This window comes from Pseudomonas sp. MWU347, assembly GCF_017947305.1.
Classification (GTDB): domain Bacteria; phylum Pseudomonadota; class Gammaproteobacteria; order Pseudomonadales; family Pseudomonadaceae; genus Aquipseudomonas; species Aquipseudomonas putida_A.
The window spans coordinates 569,536-592,062 of the sequence record NZ_JAFGZB010000003.1; the positions used below are offsets into that span (position 1 = coordinate 569,536).

Below are 22,527 nucleotides of genomic sequence, written 5' to 3' on the forward strand. Positions count from 1 at the left end.
AGCATTGCGATGAGTACCGACGATAAACGCATCCGCGAGTTCGCCTATCAGATCTGGGAATCGGAGGGCAAACCTGAAGGTCATGAAGCGCGTCATTGGGAAATGGCACGCAAACTGGCCGAAGCCGAGGCCCTCGCGCCGAAGAAGTCGCCAAAGGCTGCGGGCAGCAAAACTGCCGGCAAGACTGCGACCGGCAAAGCCACCGAAAGCAAGACCCCGGCGGCCAAGCCCAAGGCGCCTGCGGACGCCAAAGCCAAGCCTTCCAGCGCCGCCAAAGTGATTCCACCGGGCGAAAAAGCCGCCGAGAAAAAGCCGCGCGCCCCACGCAAGCCCCCGGCCAACTGACACACCCGGATTATTGAACTGAATGACCGTGTGGCGGGTTCGCTCGCCACACAGGGACAACTCGTCCTGAAGAAACCTCAAACACCCCCTGTCAGGGACAGATGTCTGTGGTGAGGGGATTTATCCCCGATCGGCTGCGAAGCAGTCGCAGGGCCGCTGCGCGACCCATCGGGGATAAATCCCCTCACCACAGATTCTGTCCCCACAGCTGATCCGATATTCGAACCAACCCGTTTTGCAGGAGCAATCATGTCCAGTCCAAAAAAAGCCGAGCCCGCAGCGCACGCTGAACCTTCGAGAATCCGTGAAGGCCTGCCCTTCCCGCTCGGTGCGACCTGGGATGGTCTGGGGGTTAACTTTGCACTGTTTTCCGCCAATGCCACCAAGGTTGAACTGTGCATTTTCGACGATGCCGGCGAAGTCGAACTCGAACGCATCGAACTGCCGGAATACACCGACGAGATCTATCACGGCTATCTGCCCGACGCCCACCCGGGGCTGATCTACGGCTACCGCGTGTATGGCCCGTATGACCCGGCGAACGGCCATCGCTTCAACCACAACAAACTGTTGATCGACCCGTACGCCAAACAGCTGGTCGGCGAGTTGAAATGGTCCGAGGCGCTGTTCGGCTACACCATCGGCCACCCCGACGCCGACCTCAGTTTCGATGAACGCGACAGCGCGCCGTTTGTGCCCAAGTGCAAGGTCATCGACCCGGCGCATACCTGGGGCAACGACCACCGCGTCAGCGTGCCGTGGGACAAAACCATCATCTATGAAACCCACGTACGCGGCATCAGCATGCGTCACCCATCGGTGCCGGAGAACGTGCGCGGTACCTTTGCCGGCCTGATGGTCGACGACGTGCTCGAACACATCCGCAAACTCGGCGTGTCGAGTGTGGAATTGCTGCCGATCCATGCCTTCGTCAACGACCAGCATTTGCTGCACAAGGGCATGACCAACTACTGGGGCTACAACAGCATCGCCTTCTTTGCTCCGGACCCGCGCTATCTGGCCAGCGGCAAGATCGCCGAGTTCAAGGAGATGGTCGCGCACCTGCACGAGGCCAATCTGGAAGTGATCCTCGACGTGGTCTACAACCACACCGCCGAGGGCAACGAGCAAGGCCCGACCCTGTCGATGCGCGGCATCGACAACGCCTCCTACTATCGCCTGATGCCGGACGACAAGCGCTATTACATCAACGACTCCGGCACCGGCAACACCCTCGATCTCAGTCACCCGTGCGTGCTGCAAATGGTCACCGACTCGCTGCGCTATTGGGCCAGCGAGATGCACGTGGACGGCTTCCGCTTCGACCTGGCAACGATTCTCGGGCGCTATCACGACGGTTTCGACGAGCGTCACAGCTTCCTCGTCGCCTGCCGTCAGGACCCGGTGCTGCGTCAGGTGAAAATGATCGCCGAGCCGTGGGACTGCGGCCCCGGTGGCTATCAGGTCGGCCACTTCCCGCCGGGCTGGGTCGAGTGGAACGACAAATTCCGCGACACCGTGCGCGCGTTCTGGAAGGGCGATGACGGCCAGGTCGCCGACTTCGCCAGCCGCATGACCGCGTCCGGCGAGATGTTCAATCAGCGTGGACGGCGGCCGTACTCGTCGGTGAACTTCATCACCGCGCATGACGGCTTCACCCTCAACGATCTGGTGTCGTACAACGACAAGCACAACGAAGCCAACGACGAGAACAATCAGGACGGCAGCAACAACAACCTGTCATGGAACCACGGCGTCGAAGGCCCGACCGACGATCCCGAGATCAATGCGCTGCGCCATCGGCAGATGCGCAACTTCTTCGCCACGCTGCTGCTGTCGCAGGGCACACCGATGATCGTTGCCGGCGACGAATTCGCCCGCACGCAGGACGGCAACAACAACGCCTATTGCCAGGACAGCGAGATCGGCTGGGTCAACTGGGACCTGAGCGAGGACGGCAAGGCGCTGCTCAAATTCGTCAAACGCCTGATCAAGTTGCGTATGGCTTATCCGATCCTGCGCCGCGGGCGCTTCCTGGTCGGCGAATACAACGAGGACATCGGCGTCAAGGACGTCACCTGGCTGGCGCCGGACGGCACCGAGATGACCACCGAGCACTGGCATGACGCGCACAACCGTTGCCTGGGCATGCTCCTTGATGGTCGCGCGCAGGAAACCGGGATCCGCCGCAAAGGCGCCGATGCGACGTTGCTGCTGGTGGTCAACGCCCACCACGACATCGTCAACTTCAGCCTGCCTGAAGTGCCGGAAGGCAGTTTCTGGACCTGCATGATCGACACCAATCAGCCGTCGATTCGCGGTCAGGAACGCTTCGAGTTCGGCCATGAGTATTCAGTCACCGGGCGTTCGCTGCTGCTGTTCGAACTGCAACGCGAAGAAGAAGACTGATATGGACCTGCACAGTTATCTGGCGCGCCGCCCGCCCGACTATCGCGACACCGCCGCACTCGGCCATTGCCTGCGGGCGCTGGTCGAGGCCGGTCTGGATCAGTTGCCGTTACCGGGCAGCGGCCGCACGCTGGAGCGTTTTCAACGTCTGGCCGAAGTCGGCGGGCATGATCTGGGTTTGTGCAAACTCTACGAAGGCCACACCGACGCACTGGCGATCATCGAACAGCTCGGAGGTTCGCCCACCCCGGGCAGCACCTGGGGCATGTGGGCGGCTGAACCACCGCAGGCTCGGGTGCAGGTGCGACCGGCCGGGCACATGGTGCGCCTCGACGGGCGCAAGGCCTGGTGTTCCGGGGCGGCGGTGCTCAGCCATGCGCTGCTCACCGCGTGGGACGCCGAAGACCGTCAGCAACTGGTCGCGGTAGCGCTGGATCAACCGGGCGTGACCATCACCGATCAGGGCTGGCAAGCGGTCGGCATGGGTGCCACCGGCAGCGTCGAAGTGTTGTTCGACGGCGCTGAAGCCCAGGCCATCGGCGAACCCGGTGACTACCTGAATCGTCCGGGTTTCTGGCAAGGCGGGATCGGCATCGCCGCGTGCTGGTACGGCGCGGCGCGGCAGATCGCCGAGGTGCTGCGTCAACACTGCGCACAACGCGAGGAGCCGCACGCCCTCGCCCACCTCGGTGCGGTCGATTCAGCGCTGTACGCGGCAGCCAATGTGCTGCGCTTCAGTACCTTGCACATTGATGCGCATCCCGAAGCCGATGCCGAACTGTTGGCCCGGCGTGCCCGCGCCGTGGTCGAGCAATCGGCTGAACAAGTGATGCGCGAGACCGGTCGGGCACTGGGTGCCGCTCCGTTCTGCAAGGATCGGCACTTCGCCCGGTTGAGCGCCGATCTGCCGGTGTTCCTGCGCCAGAGCCATGCCGAGCGTGATCTGGCGGCCCTTGGCCAAACGCTGGCTGAACACCCCGAGGAGGCCTGGACGCTATGAATGCCGTGAACAAACCCGATCCGATCATCGGCCACCAAGGCACTTCGCTGCTGCAATGGCAACATTCCCGGCACCTCGCGGCGCTGGACAGCGTCGATGTCCTCAGTCTGGTGCCACCGGGCGCGCGGGCGGTGATTGTCGCCCCGCACCCGGACGACGAAGTGCTCGGCTGCGGCGGGATGTTGCAGTTGCTGGCCGCCGCCGGGCGTCAGTTGCAGTTGATCTCGGTCACCGATGGCAGCGCCAGTCACCCCGGCTCCGAGCGCTGGCCGGTGGAGCGTCTGAGCGTGGTGCGGCCGCAGGAATCAGCCGAAGCCCTGCGCCGCCTCGGCGTGCCGCTGCACCGGATGAAATGGCTGCGCGGCGGTTTCAGCGATAGCCAGGTCGCTGCGGATGAGCCGTCGCTGGTAGCGTTCATCGAACGCCACCTGCGCCCCGGCGACGTGGTGTTCAGCACCTGGTGCGAGGACGGCCACTGCGATCACGAAGCTGCCGGCCGCGCGAGTATCGAAGCCGCGCGGCGGGTCGGCGCCACCTGCCACGAATTGCCGGTATGGACCTGGCACTGGGCCTCCCCCGAAGACGCCTCAGTGCCATGGCAGCGCGCGCGCAAGATTCTGTTGTCACCCGAGCAAGTGGCGCGCAAACGCCACGCGATCCATGCCTTCGCCAGTCAGTTGGAGGGCGACCCGCAAGCCGGGCTGCAACCGGTATTGGCGCCGTACGTGCTGGATCGCCTGCTGCAACCTTTCGAAGTGGTGTTTCTATGAGCGTCGACGATCGTTACTTCGACGGATTATTCAGCGCCAATGACGATCCCTGGGCCTTCCGTGAGCGCTGGTACGAACAGCGCAAACGCGCGATCACCCTCGCCGCCCTGCCTCGCGCGCATTATCGGGCGATCTTCGAACCCGGTTGCGCCAATGGCGAACTCAGCGCCGAGCTCGCCGAGCGCTGCGACCGCCTGCTGTGTTGCGACACCGCCAGTGCCGCGGTGAATCTGGCGCGTACCCGATTGAGCCTGTTTGACCACGCCGAAGTGCGCCAAAGTCGCCTGCCCGGTGACTGGCCGGAGGAAAAATTCGACCTGATTGTATTTAGCGAAATCGGCTACTACCTCGATGCCCAGGATCTGACAGAAGTGATCCGCCGCATCAATGAATCCCTGACGGCTGACGGCCAGTTGCTGGCCTGCCACTGGCGCCCGCCCATCGATGGCTGCCCGCTCAACGCGCGGCAGGTACATGACCTGATTCACGAGCAATTACCGCTACCGCGTCTGGCGCTGCATCAGGAGTCCGACTTTATCCTTGAAGTCTGGAGCCGTGAGCCGCGCTCGGTGGCCGCATTGGAGGGCCTGCGATGATCGGCATTCTGATTCCCGCGCACAACGAGCAAGACCTGCTGGAACAGTGCCTGACGGCCGCCGTGCGCGCCAGTAAACACGGGCTGCTGGCCGGCGAGCCGGTTGAAGTGCTGGTGGTGCTCGACAGCTGCACCGATCGCTCGGCACAGATCGTCAGCGGCTTTCCGGTACTGAGTCTGCACATCGACGCCCGCAACGTTGGCCAGGCCCGAGCCGCTGGCGCGCAGGTGTTGCTGGAGCGTGGCGCGCGCTGGATCTCCTGCACCGACGCCGACAGCCGTGTGGCCGAGGACTGGCTGGTGGCGCAGTTGGGTCTGGGTGCGGACGCGGTGTGCGGCACGGTGACCGTTGAACATTGGGATCCGACATTCGACGAAAGCGCGCAAATCCGCTATCACAGCCACTATCAGGCGCGGGACGGGCATCGCCATATCCACGGCGCCAATCTCGGGGTCAGTGCCGATGCTTATCGTTGGGCCGGGGGGTTCGCCCCCTTGACCTGTGATGAGGACGTGCAACTGGTGCGGCAACTGGAGTTGCTCGGTGCCGACATTGCCTGGAGCCATCGTCCGCAAGTGCACACCAGCGCCCGTCTGGACAGCCGTGCCCGGGGCGGTTTCGGGGACTACCTGCGAAAATTGGTACAGTTAGACATAAAAAAAGCGGATCAGATTGATCTGTAACGCGACGAACCGGTTTTCATGAGCAATACTCTGCTGCGCGGCAATCCAGGGTTGGGAGCGTCGCACAGCAATCCATTCGCCTTCACGGGTCGAGCGCACCTGCTTTTGCACGGTGCAGATTCGGCTGAGGGCCTGACTCGACAAGGACGTAGCACCCATGAAACCGTTATTCCTCAACGAAAACCCGCCGCCGGTACAGATCTGGAACAGTGCCCCGCAGCTGGACAACATTCCCGTCATCAACACCCATAGCCTCGTTCCCCGCGGTGCTCGCGCCGTCGTCGTCGCCCCGCATCCGGGTGATGAAGTGGTGACCTGTGGCGGCCTCCTGCAATTGCTCTCCAGCCTTGGCCATCCGCTGCAACTGCTGTCGATCACTGACGGCAGCGCCAGCCATCCCGGTTCGCGACAGTGGTCGGAAAAACGCCTGAGCGTGTTCCGTCCGCAAGAGAGCGTCGAAGCCCTGCGTCGGCTCGGCCTGCCGATGCACAGTCTGAAATGGGTGCGCGGCGGGTTCACCGACAACGCGCTGCTCGAACGCGAGACCGAAATCACCAGCTTCATCGCGCGTTATCTGCGCCCCGGCGACGTGGTGTTCAGCACCTGGCGCAACGACGGCAACGACGACCACGAAGCGGTCGGACGTGCGAGTGCCAAAGCGGCGGCGCAAGCCGGAGCCACCTATCACGACGTGGCGGTCTGGGCCTGGCACTGGCCGGAGCGCGAACAGAGCCTGATCCCCTGGGATCGTGCACGCAAACTGCGCCTCGACACCTGGACCGTCGCGCGAAAAAGTCACGCCACCCACGCCTATGCCAGCCAGCTCAAGGGCGAACCGGCGATCGGCATCGCGCCGATGCTACCGCCGGTGATCCTGGAGCGGATGCGCCTGCCCTACGAAATTGTCTTCATCTGAAACACCCATCCCCTGTGGGAGCGAGCTTGCTCGCGAAAGCGTCGGTTCAGTCACCTGTGATGTTGAATGTGCCGGCCTATTCGCGAGCGAGCCCGCTCCCACATTGATATGCGGCGAGCCAGTGGCTATGGCTCACGACCGTTCATCGCAAATACCTCCCTACCTGTAATTTCTGACAGTAGCCAGAGCCGTCATCTTCAGCGCTGAATAACTCCACGCCCTTTGTCTCCCGACAGTTCGCACGGAGTTCCGTCCATGCTCGTTCAGCCCAAGATGAAAATCTCTGCCCCCCATTCACTGCTGGACCCGATAGTGCTCGGGCGCCTCCTGCCTTCCGGTCAGTGGGGGATCAACCGGGCGGCGGTGTTCACTTTTCCCGACCTCGGCCTGCTTGTCGTCATCCCCGTCTGGGCCACCAAGGCTGTCGGCGATACCGTCAAGCTGCTGCTCAATGACCGTGAGGTCGACGGGCGTCCCATCATTGACCAGACCGAGCTCAAACAACCGACCCTCTTGTGGGTGGCTCCCCGTCATCTGCAGACAGGTCCTTACCAACTCACCTACGAAATCAAACAGCCCAATCAAAAAGAAGAGCGTCCGGACAAGCCCCTCAACCTCTTCGTCAAACTGGAACTCCCCGGTGGCCAGGACATCGACCCGGACCCTGGTCACTCCAACCTGTACATGTACATTCCCCCGGAAATCGTCAACGGCGGTGTGGACAAAGACGTTGCCGAAGCGGGAGTGCCGATTGTCATCAGGTCCGAGTCCGGCAGCGGCTTGCCTTACCCTGACATCGCGAAGGACGACGTCATTCATCTCAGTTGGGGTGGCTTTTTTGAGTATTCCACACCGGTGACCCAGGCGCAGATCGACGATCCAGCGGCAAACCCGATATTAATCACGGTCTCCAAAGCCACTATTAAAGAGGCTGGTGACACCGACCTCTCCGGTCTGGCGGTCACCTTCAAGGTGCGCGACATCGTCGGCAATGAATCGGAAGACTGGTGCAAGGAAACCCGCATTGTCGTCACCACCGGCATCGACCTGCTGGCCGCGCCTATCGTTCAAGAGGCCGTCAACAACAAGCTCGACGCCGATAAACAGGGCGACAACGACATCACGGTGCATGTCACGGCCACCCGGCCAGACTTCGAGATGGGTGACATCATTCACTTGACCATGCTCGGCACCACCCTGGAGGGCGAAAAAGTCGAAGTCACCGCCCTGCCCCAGACCGTCGACAATATCCCGCATAACTACGAGTTCAAGCTGTCCATTGCGGCCGTGCGTAAACTGGTCAATACCCAGGTCAGTTTCTTCTATCGGCTGGAACGCAGCGGCAGCAGTGACCCGTTACGCTCAAAAAGGCAGTTTGTACAAGTCACCGGCGCAGCCCACCGCCTGGCCGCACCGATCATCGAAGAAGCCGAGGGAGACTTCATCGATCCCACGAAGACACCCATCAACGTCCGCATTCCGTTCGATCCGGCCATCGAGTACGGCATGGGCATTGAGCTGTTCCTGTTGGGTAAAAGTCCGGACGGCAGCACCTTCCTGCCTGAGTTGGAGTGGCACATTCCGGAGGAGGATGAAGTCGAGAATCCCGAAGGTTTTGTCATCACCGTCAATGACTACAACCTCAAGCTCCTTGACGGCGGAACCCTGAAGGGGTGGTACGACCTGCTGATAGCCGAAGGCGACGAGATCCTCAGACGGGAATCGCTGCACACGAAATTGCTCAATGTGGGTGAACCGAAATTCGAGCTGGACGCCCCCATTGTCCTCGGGGTGGCGAACGGCTTCCTCGACCCGGCCACACTGCCCGGCGGTACCAGTAAACTGACCATCCCCAGGCCTGTGGTGAAGCCATGGGTAGCCAACGACGAGGCCACCTGGAAGTGGGTGGGCGACATCTCCGGCGAGGAACCCGGGTCCCGCACATTCAATGCCGTAACCGCCCAACAAGACTGGGTCATCAACCTGGACGCCGCCTTCGTCGCCCAACACATCGAACCGAACCGCGGCGGCAAGATCACCGTCCGCTACCAGCTCTGGCGCCATGCCACAGATGAGACCAGCCTTTCGAATCCATTGGTGTTCACCGTGGGCGTCGCGCTGGAACTGCTCGCCCCCTCGATCAAGGAGAACAACGGCGACAGCGCACTCAACCCGCTGCTGGTCAGGGACACCTTGACCATCGTGGTGCCGGACAACAGCGCGTTGCTGCCAAACCATGCAATCAGCGTCACCTGGACTGGCGCTGACGGCACACCGGCCGGCGGGTCGCACACCTCAGTGCCGCGTGCGGTAAGCGAAGGGCTTGAGTTTGCGATCCCCAACAGCGTGGTGGCGTTCAATCTGGGTAAGCAGGTAAAAATCTCCTACGTCGTCATCATTGATGGTCATCTGACACCGTCCCGGGAATTTGACCTGACGGTGCAAGCAATGCCGCAGAGCGCGCTGGCCAGCCCCACCATCGAGCAGGCCGACAACGACGGCGCCGGCCCGGAACTGCATACCGGCAACCTGACCCAAGCTTCCGTACGCATGGGTGACTGGCCGCTGATCGCCCTCAACCAATACGTCTGGTTGCGCCTGCACGGGACCAATGCCGACGGTAGCGCCTACACACGCGAGATCTGGAGTGCGCCGACGGCCTTCACCAACCCCGACTGGATTGCTGACCGGTTCTTCACTGTTTCGCTTCCAGCCGATGAGCTCAACGCTCTGCTGGATGACAGCAGCCTGGAATTGGCGTTTAAAGCGGCGCTTGGTCAGAGCACGGTGGAGAGTGAGGCGGTGGAGTTTCCAGTGCGCACTTACACGATCAAAGCGTTTGAGGATGTGCGACCAGAAATTACCCGAGTGGAAGACTCCAAAGGGAATGAGGTTCTTCCGGGCGGCACGACTGGCGACACCTCAATTACGCTTGAGGGCACTGCAGCTGTAGGGCAGGAAGTGGAAATCTTCGACGGTGCTACCTCCACTGGCAAAAAGCCCAAGGCCGATGACAAAGGTATATGGACTGTTGAACTGACCGGGCTGACACGTACGAAGCATGTGTTCAAAGCCAAGGCGTTGTATGGCAGCGGGACGGAGTCGGGGGAGTGGTCTGTGACCGTAGACGCTCCCGCGTTCATCGTCGAAGACTTTCAGTCATATCCCGTCCAGTTTCTCGAACCAGGGGAGTCCATGCAGGGGTTGCACACCAAACTAACGTTAATTACAGGAATCGGGCAAACCGCATATGCTGGGGCGTACTCTGATCCTCGGCAAATGAAGGCGCTTCTGTATCCAGGGTATTCCCAATCAGGCACACTTGTGCTCTCCCTGGCACTAAGGCATGCAAGTGCCAGCAGTGCGACAATCACAGGCGAATATTATTCGAAACCGGGTAGCCCCTTCCGGCTTGAATTTCTAAAAAGCGATGAGGTGGTGTCCACAATGGTGCTCTTTGAAGGCCCCGGTGTGAACCCAATTCGATTTGAAAAGTACGTTGCCCCAAACAACGGCCACACGTTCGATACCCTCAGGTTCTCGGTGACGGAAAAGCCGAATGATCATGGCCATCAGTTAACCATTTATACGGTCGTTTTCAGAAACTAAAAAACTTATGTCGCCTTCAAAACGCCGGTGAAAGAGGCGCAGGTGAACAGTAGGTGCTCTAGGTCAGCAAGATAAGGGGACTGATTTATTTAATGGCAATCGCGAACAGCCTCACGCCTACAAGGGATCTTTGCCAGGCACATAACCTGTGACCAACGCAGATCCACTGTGGGAGCGGGCTTGCTCGCGAAGAGGCCAGAACTGTCAGCGCCTATTCCTTGGGCACAACATTATCCAGTACCTGATTCACCGCCAATTCCCCGAGCATCACTACCTGCGCAATGCCCAACGCTGTATTACGACTCGGTCCCTCCAGCGTCCCGGCGAAATCACCGAGCATCACCGTGGCCGACGCCAGGGATTCGCAGGCGTTGGCCAGCAGGGATTCGGTGTCGGTTTGCGGGTTGACCATGAACATGCTGCTGGGGGTGTAGGGGGTTGCCATGATGTTTGCGGGCGCGAGGTAATGGTCGAGGGCGCGTTCGGCGGCTTCGTGGAGTTTTCTGGAGTTGAGGGATTCGCAGGGTGATAGCGGGTCTGTGATTGGTGGATTGGGTGGGGTTTCGGGCATCAGATGGAACTCCGATCAAGGTACTTTGGAAGAATGACTCCATGTAGGAGCTGCCGAAGGCTGCGATCTTTTGATCTTGTTTTTTAAAAGCAACATCAAAAGATCGCAGCCTTCGGCAGCTCCTACAGGGGGGGCCGGGCAGTTAGTTCGGGACGCGGCGGCCGTCCAGTACCCGGTTGACCATCAGTTCACTGAGCATGATCACCTGATGCAGCATCAGCATGGCCCGGCGCTGTGGGTGGTCGACGACGTCGCCGATATCGCGGGCCATGTCGCTGGCGGCGGCCAATGATTCGCAGGCTTCGACGAGCAAGGTTTCTTCGTCCACGGTGGGGTCGATGAGGAAGATTCTGTTCGCCTTGCATGACGAGGTTGAAGGGATCGAGATCTTCAATGCGCCGGGGTTGAGGTAGAAGTTGATGGCGCGGTCGGTTGCCGCTTTTATCTTCTGCGGGTCGAGGGCTGGGTCGTACGGGATCGAGGTGTCTGGGGGGTTGGGTGTGGCTTTGAACATGGATGAAACTCCGTATCGAGAAATAGGAGCCATCACCCTCGCTACCAAACGATGGGTGGCGGCCATGCGCGGGTTGGTAGACCGGTCGATACGGAACCCGGCGCTCACGAATGAGCCCCACGCATGTCCACCATAAAACTGAGCCCCAAAAAGAGGCTGCATAAGGTGACGCCATACGACCGTACCGAAATGGGCTACCAAACCCGATCACTGTTTTCCAGTGACAGGGAAACGATAAGCCCATCGCATAGCCGTGTAAGCCGGCGGATTCTGGCGTACGCGTAGGTAACGGCGCAAGGCGTTGTAGCCGTTATGGCGTAACGGTTCGTGTACTTTAAACGTGGTTGCGGAGTTAGGTTTATATGCGCGGGGGTATCGAGAGTTACCCTGTTGTTTTGATGCTGTCTGGCAGGCCGCTTTCGCGAGCAAGCCCGCTCCCACAGTTGGAATGAGTGCATTCAGTTGGGAGGGTGATCGTCTTGTAGGCCGTCATCGCTGGCAAGCCAGCTCCCACCATTTGACCGAGTGCATTCAGTCGGAGATTGGTCGACTGTGAGGCCGCTTTCGCGAGCAGGCTCGCTCCCACAGGTTTTCTGGCGGCTCTGGTGATTTGTATTACGGCCTGAGGCATCTGGAAGGAACTGCCCGCTCACAGACCAGTCGCATGAACAGGAAGCCGTTTTTTCAGAGGAGTGAACGTGTCCAGCGATCCCAAGCGTCACGCCGTAGACGCCCCCGTCATCCATCGCCTGCGCGTGCTGACGGTCAACACTCACAAGGGTTTTACCGCCCTCAACCGGCGCTTCATCCTGCCGGAACTGCGCGAAGCGGTGCGCAGCACCTCGGCCGATCTGGTGTTTCTGCAGGAGGTGGTGGGCGAACACGAGCGCCATTCCAATCGCTACCACGAGTGGCCGCAAACCTCGCAATACGAATTTCTTGCCGACAGCATGTGGAGCGACTTTGCCTACGGGCGCAACGCGGTGTACCCCGATGGTCATCATGGCAATGCCCTGCTGTCGAAATACCCGATCCGCGAATACCGCAACCTCGACGTGTCGATCACCGGCCCCGAGCGCCGCGGCCTGCTGCACTGCGTGCTGGACGTACCCGGCCACGCCGAAGTCCACGCGATCTGCGTGCACCTGAGTCTGCTGGAAAGCCACCGCCAATTGCAGTTGCAGTTGCTTTGCCAGTTGCTCGAATCATTGCCCGACGATGCACCGGTGATCATTGCCGGCGACTTCAATGACTGGCAGTTGCAGGGCAATATCGCCCTCGCCCGCCGCGATTATCTGCACGAAGCCTTCGAACGCCACCACGGCCGCCCGGCCAAGACCTACCCTGCGCGTTTTCCACTGCTGCGCCTGGACCGCATCTACCTGCGCAATGCCAGCAGCCACGACCCGCAGATCCTCGGCAACAAGCCGTGGACGCACTTGTCGGACCATTTGCCGCTGGCGGTCGAAGTGCATTTGTAAGCACAGACAACGACTTAGATATGTGCAGAAAAACAAACACTTGCAGCGCCTGATTTAGCCGTACCGCTCATCGTTCAGTTTCTTGACGCATGGGCATCACTCTTCTTATCTCTACCTTACTACCCCCGGAATCACTAACCGGGGCGACCCTTCCGGCACTCGCGAAATCGAGCGCCGCGGTTCGCCCCGCCCCATTCGGTCGCCCCTCGTTCGGGGTAGGAGAGACGCCAGAAAAGAGAGCCCGCATGCGCTTGCAAGGTAGACCTCCATGAAAAGCTCATTCACCCCGCAAGAAATCAAAGTGACGTTTTGCACAGTGTCGAGTTCGATTCTGCTGTGCTCATCCATGGAGGCGCAGGCCGGTCCTGCAGCGGATGAAACCACCCCCTGGTATCGCTAGGACGTGCCCGTCCTGACCCTGCCGGCGACCGTTATTACCCCCGGGCCCCAACGCCTGAGTCCCCGTCCCGATCTGCGCGGCGCCGACCTGATCACCGAGGATCTGGCACCGGTGGCCTGGGATCAGTTGTACGGGCAAAGCGCTCGGCGAGCGCAAACCGACGTGCTGTCGCCAGGTTTTGCCACGCCCGGCCACGGCGACTTCAAAGGCGCGCCAGTAATCACCGTGCAAAGCGCCGGCGGCCACACTCAGACCCTCGGCCTGATTGGCGGATACAACCAGATCCAGGCTAACAGCGGCGGCCCGATCAACAGCCGCGCCCTCGCCGACCCGGCCGTCGACACTCTGAACCTGCAAGGACAGAGCCTCGGCGCTTATTACCGCCTGACTGGCGCGCAAGGCTGGCATGTCGACCTGACGGCCAGCGGTGGCCGGGTCAGCGGTTTCAGTCGCAACGAACAAGGCGTGCGCCAGGCCACCGAAGGCAGTGCGATGACCTTCTCGGTCGAAGGTGGGTATCCGATCGGCCTGGGCGGCAACTGGGTGGTTGAACCCCAGGCGCAGCTGATCAATCAGCGCATCACCCTCGACACGCCGTACGCGGGCTCCGGCAATGCGTCGTCATCGGATCTGTCGGCATGGAGCGGCCGCGTCGGCGCCCGCCTCAAGGGTAGCTACGATGTGAACGGTCTGCCCGTGGAACCCTACGTGCGCACCAACCTCTGGCACACGGTCTACACCGGCAACACGGTGACTCTCGATCAGGTCGACAAGATCAGCAGCAGCCGCAAATCATCGACGGTCGAATTAGGGTTGGGATTGGTGGCGCGGGTGACGCCGGCGGTCAGCCTGTATGTCAGCGCCGATTACAGCAGTGATGTGGATGACAATGACTTGAACGGGTTGATTGGCAGCCTGGGGGTGCGGATGCGTTGGTGATTTCGGCTTGAGGGGCGATGGCCTCTGAGCTGACGCCATCGCGAGCAGGCTCACTCCTACAGGGAGACGCATTCCAAATGTAGGAGTGAGCCTGCTCGCGATGGCAGCGACGCGGTCGCGGATCAACCCTCCGGCTTGAGAATCAACACCGCCAGCGGCGGCAGATTCAGCTCCAGCGACAGCGACTGGCCATGGCTCGGCACCTCTTCGGTAAACGCCCCGCCGCCATTGCCATAATTGGACCCGGCGTAGGTGTCGGCATCGCTGTTGAGCAGCTCGTTCCAGCGCCCGGCGAACGGCACGCCAACCCGGTACGACTGACGCGGCACCGGAGTGAAGTTGGCCACCACCAGCACCGGTTTGCCGTCCTTGCTCCAGCGCAGCCACGCGTACACGCTGTTGATCGCATCATCGCCGATCAACCACTGGAAACCCTGCGGCGCATCGTCCTGGTCGTGCAGCGCCGGTTCTTCGCGGTACAAGCGATTGAGGTCGCCGACCAGTTTCTGCACGCCTTTGTGTTCCGAGTATTGCAGCAGGTACCAGTCCAGTTGCTGATCGTGATTCCACTCGCGCCACTGGCCGAATTCGCAACCCATGAACAACAGCTTCTTGCCCGGATGGGTCCACATGAAGCTCAGATAGGCGCGCAGGTTGGCGAATTTCTGCCAGCGGTCGCCGGGCATCTTGTCGATCAGCGAGTGCTTGCCGTGCACCACTTCGTCGTGGGAGATCGGCAGGATGAAGCGCTCGGACCAGGCGTAGACCAGACCGAAACTCAATTCGTTGTGATGGTGCGCGCGGTACACCGGATCCTGCTGGATGTAGTGCAGCGAGTCGTGCATCCAGCCCATGTTCCATTTGTAGGCGAAACCGAGACCGCCCTGCTGGGTGCTCTGGCTGACGCCCGGCCAAGCGGTGGATTCCTCGGCGATCACCAGCGCCCCCGGGGCTTCCAGTTCGACCACGTCATTCAAGTGCCGGAGGAAATCGATCGCTTCCAGATTCTCGCGCCCGCCGTGACGGTTCGGCACCCATTCGCCGGCCTTGCGCGAATAGTCGCGATAAAGCATCGAGGCCACCGCATCAACGCGCAGACCGTCGATGTGGAAATGCTTCAACCAGTGCAACGCCGACGCCAGCATGTAGCCGTGAACTTCGGTGCGCCCAAGGTTGTAAATCAGCGTGTCCCAGTCCTGATGGAAGCCTTCCAGTGGGTTGCCATATTCATACAATGCCGTGCCGTCGAACTGCGCCAGACCGTGGGTATCGGTAGGGAAATGCGCTGGCACCCAGTCGAGGATCACGCCGATATCGGCGCGGTGACAGGCGTCGACGAACTCGCCGAACTGCTCCGGCGTGCCGTAACGGGCGCTCGGGGCGAATTGCGAGAGCAACTGATAACCCCATGAGCCGCCGAACGGGTGCTCCATGATCGGCATCAGTTCGATGTGGGTGAAACCCAGTTCCTTGACGTAAGGAATCAGTCGTTCGGCCAGCTCGGGCCAGGTGTACTGGCGGGCGACTTCGCCCAGATCGTCCAGTTCGCACTGCCACGAGCCGGCATGCAATTCGTAGATCGACAGCGGCGCTGAATGCTTCTGCCGTTCGCGACGGCCGTTCATCCAGTCCTGATCCTGCCAGTTGATCTGCAGCGGTGCGGCGACTTTCGACGCGGTGTCCGGCGGCAGACTGGTGGCCAGCGCCATCGGGTCAGCCTTCAGCGGCAGGATGCCGTGGGTGCCAAGGATCTCGTATTTGTACAACTCTCCCGCTTGCAGGCGCGGAATGAATAATTCCCAGACCCCGGATGGATGGCGCAGGCGCATCGGATGCCGACGACCATCCCACACGTTGAAATCGCCGACCACCGACACTCGGCGAGCATTCGGCGCCCACACGGCAAATCGCACGCCATCAACACCATCGACCGTGGTCAGTTGCGCGCCGAGGCAACTGCTGAGGTCGCGATGATTGCCTTCGGCGAACAGATACAAATCCATTTCGCCGAGCAACTGGCCAAAGCTGTAGGGATCTTCCGCGACCTGTTCGCCGCCGGCCCAACGAGTACGCAGCAGATACGGCCGCGCCTGATCGAAGTGACCGACAAACAATCCCGGCGTTTCGGTGGCTTGCAGTTCGCCCCGTTCTTCACCGCTGTCCTTGTCCAGCACTTCGACTTTCAATGCACCCGGCAGATAAGCGCGGATGAACTGCCCACCGGCACCATCACCGTGCGGGCCGAGAATGGAAAACGGGTCGTGGTGTTCCGCGCGCACCAGGGCGTCGATGTCCCGCGCCGCCGGCAGTAACGCTTCTTTAGCGTGACCCTGTTCCTTGTTCGAGAAACTCATGACTACTCTCCACCAAGATCGGAAAAGGGTTTAAGCCCCGTCAATAGCCCATACAAACCGTGCAACGGCACGGGCAGCCACGTGGGGCGATTTTCGGCTTCATAGGCCACTTCATAGGCCGCCTTCTCCAGGCCGAACAGCGCAAGCGCAGCGTCGGCACCTGCAGGATCCTGCCAGGCATGATCAAGACTAGCTGCCGCTTGGCGATACGCCTGAACAAATGCCTCGCGCGCCTCGCGCAGGTAGCGCTCGGCAACCCGATGCCGGGCCGCTTCCGACTCTGGACTGTGATCGACGTTGTGCACGTTGATCGTCATCGCCGCCGCGTAATCGAAGGAGCGCAGCACACCACTGACGTCCTTGTACGGACTGTGTTTGCCGCGCCGTTCGTGCAGCGGCCGCGCCGGTTCACCCTCGAAATCGATCAGATAGGCATCGCCCTTGATCACCAGCACCTGACCCAGGTGCAGGTCGCCGTGGACGCGAATCCGCAAACCGCCAACGGCTTTCTGCGCGAGTTCCTGCACATGGCCGAGGATGACTTTTTTGTTGTCGAGCAGCCGCGCGACCATTTTCTGATCCGCCGCGCTCAAGTGACTCTGATGTTGCTTGAGCAGCTTCAACGCATGCTCGACCTGCGCCGCGACGTCCTTGCCAGTGGCTTGGGCGTCCTTGGCGCTAGTTGTTTGCGGGGCGAAGTCAGCGTTGTCGCTTGGCGCCGCCAGCATCTGGTGCATTTCGCCCAGACGCTGGCCGAGCATGCCGGCAAAGTCCTTAAGCTCGCTGAGGGCGTTGTAATGCTGTTCCTGCTCGGACATCGCGTCCGCCAGTTCATCACGCAACGCTCGTTCGAGGTTGTTCTGCGTCCATTCCCAGGCATCGCCCTGATTGCTCAGATAGCCTTGGGCGATCATCAGCAAATTGTCTTCGCCCGCGTCATCGCGGCGGATCACCGAGCCGAGCAGCGGCGAGATGTTGGCGAAACCGGCCTCGGTCAGGTACGCGCTCATTTCCAGTTCCGGGTGTACACCCGAAGCGACCTTGCGGATCAGCTTCAGCACCAGACTGTTGCCGATCACCACCGAACTGTTCGATTGCTCGGCCGACAGGTAGCGCACCTCGGATTCGGCACAGAGGCCGAGTTTTTCCAGTTGCGCGGTCGGCGCGAAACGAATCTCGCCCTGTTCGGAGTTGAGCACGGTGTTGCTCTGCATGCCTTGCAGCACCGCGTGGACAAACGTTTCGAGGCTGAACGCGTCAGTGATCAGACCGACCTGACGCCCGCGACGAACACGGGACAATGCCAGTTGCTGCGGCAACGCCGGGCCGACCTGATCTTCGGCGATGAAGCCGAACGGCAGTTGATAGCGGCTGGTCTGCCCGGCGCTGGTGACTTCGATCTCGCTGAGCAATACCGGATGCTGCGCATCGCCGAAGCGCACGCCGTAGGCCAGATTGACCTGCTCGATGGCTGCGTCCTTGCCGGCGAACCAGCGGCGGTTCTGCAGCCAGCTCGGCAGGATGCTCTGCTCCAGGGTGTTGCGGGTCGGCGTTTCGAGCAGTTCTTCCATGCGTTTTTTCAGCACCAGCGTGGTGAAGTCCGGCAGGCTCTGCGCCGGTTCCACGTGCCAGCTCGGCATCTGGTTTTCTGCAGCCAGGGCGAACCAGTAGAAACCATACGGCGCCAGGGTCAGGAGGAAATTCAACTGGCCGATCGGCGGGAACGCATTACCGCCGAGCATCTCCACCGGGACCATGCCGACGTAGGCCGACAGATCGAGTTCCGCCGCCTGCGCGCTGCGCGAGACGTTGGCCACGCAAAGAATGATTTCGTGCTTGCCGTCGGCGTCGGTGAACTCGCGGGTGTACGCCAGAATCCGTCGGTTGCTCGGCGAGAGCATCTTCAGCGTGCCGCGACCGAACGCCTTGGACTGCTTGCGTACGGCGAGCATGCGTCGCGTCCAGTTCAGCAGCGAATGCGGATCGCCGGCCTGGGTTTCAACGTTGACCGACAGATAACCGTATTGCGGGTCCATGATCGGCGGCAGCACCAGGCTGGCCGGATCGGCGCGGGAGAAGCCGCCGTTGCGGTCGATCGACCATTGCATCGGCGTGCGCACGCCGTCGCGGTCGCCGAGGTAGATGTTGTCGCCCATGCCGATTTCATCGCCGTAATACAGGGTCGGCGTGCCCGGCATCGACAACAGCAGGCTATTGAGCAGTTCCACGCGGCGGCGGTCACGCTCCATCAACGGCGCCAGACGCCGGCGAATACCTAGGTTGATCCGCGCGCGACGGTCAGCGGCGTAGTAATTCCACAGGTAGTCGCGCTCCTTGTCGGTAACCATCTCCAGCGTCAGCTCATCGTGGTTACGCAGGAAGATCGCCCACTGGCAGTTGGCCGGAATCTCTGGGGTCTGGCGCAAAATGTCGGTGATCGGGAAGCGATCTTCCTGGGCCAGCGCCATGTACATGCGCGGCATCAGCGGGAAGTGAAAGGCCATGTGGCATTCGTCGCCATTGACGCCCTCGGCATCGGTGTCGCCGAAGTACAGCTGGGTGTCTTCCGGCCATTGGTTGGCCTCGGCCAGCAGCATGCGGTCGGGGTAATTCGCGTCGATCTCGGCCCGGATCTGCTTGAGGACGTCGTGGGTCTCAGGCAGGTTTTCGTTGTTGGTGCCGTCGCGTTCGATCAGGTACGGAATCGCGTCGAGACGCAGGCCGTCGATGCCCATGTCCAGCCAGTAACGCATCACCGACAGCACTGCTTTCATTACTTGCGGGTTGTCGAAGTTGAGGTCGGGCTGGTGCGAGTAGAAACGGTGCCAGAAGTACTGGCCGGCGACCGGGTCCCAGGTCCAGTTGGACTTTTCGGTGTCGAGGAAGATGATCCGGGTGCCGTCGTATTTCTGGTCGTCATCCGACCACACATAAAAGTCGCGCGCCGCCGAACCGGGCTTGGCCTTGCGCGCCCGCTGGAACCACGGGTGCTGATCCGAGGTGTGGTTGATGACCAACTCGGTGATCACCCGCAAACCCCGCTTATGCGCCTCGGCGATAAAGCGCTTGGCGTCGGCCATGGTCCCGTAGTCGCTGTGTACGCCGCGGTATTCGGCAATGTCGTAACCGTCATCGCGACGTGGCGACGGATAGAACGGCAGTAGCCAGATGGTGTTGACGCCGAGTTCGGCGATGTAATCGAGTTTGGCGATCAGGCCGGGAAAGTCGCCGATCCCGTCATTGTTGGAGTCGAAAAACGATTTGACGTGAACTTGATAGATCACCGCATCCTTGTACCAGAGCGGGTCTTTGATAAAGGTGGCTGCCTTGGGTTTCTTCGCCATGTGAAACTCCTGTTCAATTCTGTCAGACCACACGGATGCCCTGTGATGAGGGGCTCTGTGGTGAGGGGATTCATCCCCGACGGGCTGCGAAGCGGCCCTGCTTTTATTCAGTTTTACCCGGTTGTTCTTTGTGGCTGCTGCGCAGCCAGTCGGGGATGAATCCCCTCACCACAAGTTTTTGAGCAAGGTCTTACGCGGCAGTAATCCGCCAGATCCCGAACGGCTGGTACGCCGGGTCAATGCGCATGAATTGATACTTGCCATGCCAGTCCCAGCGATGCCCGTTCATCAAGTCTTCACCGTGGGTGGTTGCGTCGTCGGGCAGGCCCATCTCCCACAGCGGCAGTTCGAAATTGGCTTCCTGCACGTTGTGCGGATCGAGGCTCACCGCCACCAGAATGAAATTGCTGCCGTCAAAGCTGCGCTTGCCGAAATACAGAATGTTGTCGTTCCAGGCGTTGTAGACCTTCAGCCCCAAGTGCGTGTGCAACGCCGGGTTCTGCCGGCGGATGCGGTTGAGCTGGGCGATTTCGGCAATGATGTTGCCCGGCGCATTGAAGTCGCGGACGCGGATCTCGTACTTCTCCGAATCGAGATACTCCTCCTTACCCGGTACCGGTGCCGCCTCACACAGCTCATAACCGGAATACATGCCCCACAGGCCCGAGCCCATGGTCGCCAGCGCCGCGCGGATCAGAAACCCCGGCCGCCCCGATTCATGCAGGAACGCCGGATTGATGTCCGGCGTGTTGACGAAGAAGTTCGGCCGGTAGCATTCGCGCCATGGCGACTCGTTGAGCTCGGTGAAGTAAGTCGCCAGCTCCGACTTGGTGTTGCGCCAGGTGAAATAGGTATAACTCTGGGAATAACCGACCTTGCCCAGCCGCGCCATCATCGCCGGCGTGGTGAACGCCTCGGCGAGGAAGATCACTTCCGGGTGCAGCGCCCGCACATCGGCGATCAGCCATTGCCAGAACGGCAGCGGCTTGGTGTGCGGATTGTCGACGCGGAAGATTTTCACACCTTCGTTGACCCAGCCGACGACGATATCGCGCAGTTCCACCCAGAGGCTGGGGATCGCATCCGGCGCATAGAAGTCGACGTTGACGATGTCCTGGTATTTCTTCGGCGGGTTTTCCGCGTATTTGATCGTGCCGTCCGGGCGCCAGTTGAACCAGCCTGGATGCTGCTTGAGCCACGGGTGATCCTGCGAACACTGGATGGCGAAATCGAGGGCGATTTCCAGGCCATGCTCAGCGGCGGCGGCGACCAACCGACGGAAATCTTCGCGAGTGCCGAGCTGCGAGTGAATCGCCTCATGGCCACCCTCCTCACTGCCGATCGCGTACGGACTGCCCGGATCATCGGGACCTGCGGTCAGGGAATTGTTGCGGCCCTTGCGGTGGGCGCGGCCGATCGGGTGGATCGGCGTGAAGTACAGCACGTCAAAACCCATGTCCTGAATCATCGGCAGCCGCGAGTGCACGTCGTTGAAAGTGCCGTGACGCTTGGGATCGTCGGTGATCGAGCGTGGAAACAGCTCGTACCAACTGGCGAACTCGGCCAGTTCCCGTTCGACATCCACCGGGAATTCAGCGCTCAGGCTCAGATAGGCGCGGTGATCGGCCTGCGCCATCAATTGCGCACTGCGCGAGTGCAGAAACAGCGCCACCTGCTCGGTTTCGAGCAGGCCGGACAATTCGTGATGCAAGGCAGCGAGTTCCTCGCTGAGCTGACCTTCGCTGCGTTCGGCAGCCTGCTGCACCATGCTGCGGCCTTCCTGCAGTTCGAGTGACACCGGGACGGCGGCGTTATGCTTTTTCTCCAGTTCGTACTGGAAACTGGCGAAATGGTCGATCCACGCTTCGATGCAGTACAGGTAGCGCCCCTGGCGGTCGGGACGAAACTGCCCCTGCCAACTGTTATTGCCCAGCTCGTTCATCACCTCGCTGTGCCAGGACTCTTCGCCCTCGGCACGCCAGCGGATGCGCACGGCCAGCTTGTCGTGGCCGTCGGCAAAGACCTTGCTGGTGACGATCACGTCACGCTCGACGATCGACTTCACGGCAAACTGCCCGCCATCGAGGGTCGGCATGGTGTTTTCGATCACGATGCGCGGCAGCAGCAACGCCTGCGACAGCGGCATGTGCGGGTTGTAGCTCTGCTCTGAAGGTTTTTCAGCAGACATCGAGCATCTCTCCTTAACGCCCCAAGGACGCTCTTGTGCCGGAACAGTGTTCACAATGAGGCACCCGCCCCGACTTGAACTCACTTAGGTTCCGAGCGACCGGCGCGGGGAAAAGTTCACAGGGATTTGTCTGGTCAGAAAAGCGGATCGAATTCATCACACGGTGGTCAATCCACTTAAGCACTTCTCACGCCATGTGCCACACGGAGGTCTACAGATGAACATCCCGATCCCGGCCGAAACGCCTGATCCGAACATCGACAAACCCACCCTGCCCGAGACCGAGCCACAACCGGTCCCCGAGCAGGAACCCCCAGGCACCACGCCACCGCCGAAGGAAGAGCCGCCGACGACGATGCCACCGGTGATCGTCTAAGCACCCAGCCGATCGTTCCCACCATCATGGGA

At 61.0% G+C, this 22,527-nt stretch carries 16 protein-coding genes; 11 read left to right on the forward strand and 5 right to left on the reverse strand.

What is annotated here, in order from left to right:
* The first annotated feature begins 9 nt into the window (after positions 1–9).
* The 8 genes from KCG87_RS08930 to KCG87_RS08965 all read left to right on the forward strand — a co-directional run bounded on the left by KCG87_RS08930 (position 10) and on the right by KCG87_RS08965 (position 10,328).
* Positions 10–345 carry a DUF2934 domain-containing protein gene (locus KCG87_RS08930; protein WP_047602241.1) on the forward strand — a complete coding sequence of 112 codons (336 nt, stop codon included), beginning with the start codon at positions 10–12 and terminating at the stop codon, positions 343–345.
* A gap of 249 nt (positions 346–594) precedes the next feature.
* Entirely contained in the window at positions 595–2,754 is a 2,160-nt protein-coding gene (gene glgX / locus KCG87_RS08935; RefSeq protein WP_139055875.1) for a glycogen debranching protein GlgX, read from the forward strand.
* Between the two features lies 1 nt (position 2,755).
* Positions 2,756–3,754, forward strand: a complete 999-nt coding sequence (locus KCG87_RS08940; protein WP_210557008.1) for an acyl-CoA dehydrogenase family protein — start codon at positions 2,756–2,758, stop codon at positions 3,752–3,754.
* Entirely contained in the window at positions 3,751–4,524 is a 774-nt protein-coding gene (locus KCG87_RS08945; protein ID WP_095135593.1) for a PIG-L deacetylase family protein, read from the forward strand. The genes KCG87_RS08940 and KCG87_RS08945 overlap by 4 nt, the downstream gene beginning before the upstream one ends.
* Positions 4,521–5,120 (forward strand): SAM-dependent methyltransferase, encoded by a 600-nt coding sequence (locus KCG87_RS08950; RefSeq protein ID WP_210557005.1) that lies wholly within the window; start codon positions 4,521–4,523, stop codon positions 5,118–5,120. The genes KCG87_RS08945 and KCG87_RS08950 overlap by 4 nt, the downstream gene beginning before the upstream one ends.
* Positions 5,117–5,803 carry a glycosyltransferase gene (locus tag KCG87_RS08955; protein ID WP_097089608.1) on the forward strand — a complete coding sequence of 229 codons (687 nt, stop codon included), beginning with the start codon at positions 5,117–5,119 and terminating at the stop codon, positions 5,801–5,803. Before KCG87_RS08950 ends, KCG87_RS08955 begins: the two co-directional genes overlap by 4 nt.
* Positions 5,804–5,960: 157 nt before the next feature.
* On the forward strand, positions 5,961–6,719 hold the full coding sequence (locus KCG87_RS08960; RefSeq protein ID WP_095135586.1) for a PIG-L family deacetylase: 759 nt from the start codon (positions 5,961–5,963) through the stop codon (positions 6,717–6,719).
* A gap of 255 nt (positions 6,720–6,974) precedes the next feature.
* Positions 6,975–10,328: a hypothetical protein gene (locus tag KCG87_RS08965; protein WP_210557004.1), complete on the forward strand. Its 3,354-nt coding sequence runs from the start codon at positions 6,975–6,977 to the stop codon at positions 10,326–10,328.
* A gap of 211 nt (positions 10,329–10,539) precedes the next feature.
* Here KCG87_RS08965 and KCG87_RS08970 read toward each other — a convergent pair whose 3' ends face one another.
* Complete coding sequence (locus tag KCG87_RS08970; protein WP_210557003.1) at positions 10,540–10,899, reverse strand: DUF6124 family protein; 360 nt, start codon at positions 10,897–10,899, stop codon at positions 10,540–10,542.
* Positions 10,900–11,041: 142 nt separating this feature from the next.
* Entirely contained in the window at positions 11,042–11,413 is a 372-nt protein-coding gene (locus tag KCG87_RS08975; protein ID WP_135295709.1) for a hypothetical protein, read from the reverse strand.
* A 698-nt stretch (positions 11,414–12,111) separates the two neighbouring features.
* Here KCG87_RS08975 and KCG87_RS08980 point away from each other — a divergent pair.
* On the forward strand, positions 12,112–12,894 hold the full coding sequence (locus KCG87_RS08980; RefSeq protein ID WP_210557002.1) for an endonuclease/exonuclease/phosphatase family protein: 783 nt from the start codon (positions 12,112–12,114) through the stop codon (positions 12,892–12,894).
* 403 nt (positions 12,895–13,297) lie between these two features.
* A complete protein-coding gene (locus KCG87_RS08985) occupies positions 13,298–14,233 on the forward strand; it encodes an autotransporter outer membrane beta-barrel domain-containing protein (protein WP_348983725.1) in 936 nt (311 codons plus the stop codon).
* Between the two features lie 122 nt (positions 14,234–14,355).
* Here KCG87_RS08985 and glgB read toward each other — a convergent pair whose 3' ends face one another.
* From glgB to KCG87_RS09000, 3 genes are all read right to left on the reverse strand, one after another.
* Entirely contained in the window at positions 14,356–16,587 is a 2,232-nt protein-coding gene (glgB, locus tag KCG87_RS08990) for a 1,4-alpha-glucan branching protein GlgB (protein ID WP_210557000.1), read from the reverse strand.
* Positions 16,588–16,589: 2 nt separating this feature from the next.
* Positions 16,590–19,931 (reverse strand): maltose alpha-D-glucosyltransferase, encoded by a 3,342-nt coding sequence (treS, locus tag KCG87_RS08995; protein WP_210556997.1) that lies wholly within the window; start codon positions 19,929–19,931, stop codon positions 16,590–16,592.
* A gap of 190 nt (positions 19,932–20,121) precedes the next feature.
* Positions 20,122–22,119: an alpha-1,4-glucan--maltose-1-phosphate maltosyltransferase gene (locus KCG87_RS09000; protein WP_210556996.1), complete on the reverse strand. Its 1,998-nt coding sequence runs from the start codon at positions 22,117–22,119 to the stop codon at positions 20,122–20,124.
* 217 nt (positions 22,120–22,336) lie between these two features.
* Here KCG87_RS09000 and KCG87_RS09005 point away from each other — a divergent pair, with 217 nt between their 5' ends.
* Positions 22,337–22,495, forward strand: coding sequence for a hypothetical protein (locus tag KCG87_RS09005; RefSeq protein ID WP_007966757.1), 159 nt, complete (start codon positions 22,337–22,339; stop codon positions 22,493–22,495).
* The last annotated feature ends 32 nt before the right edge of the window (positions 22,496–22,527 follow it).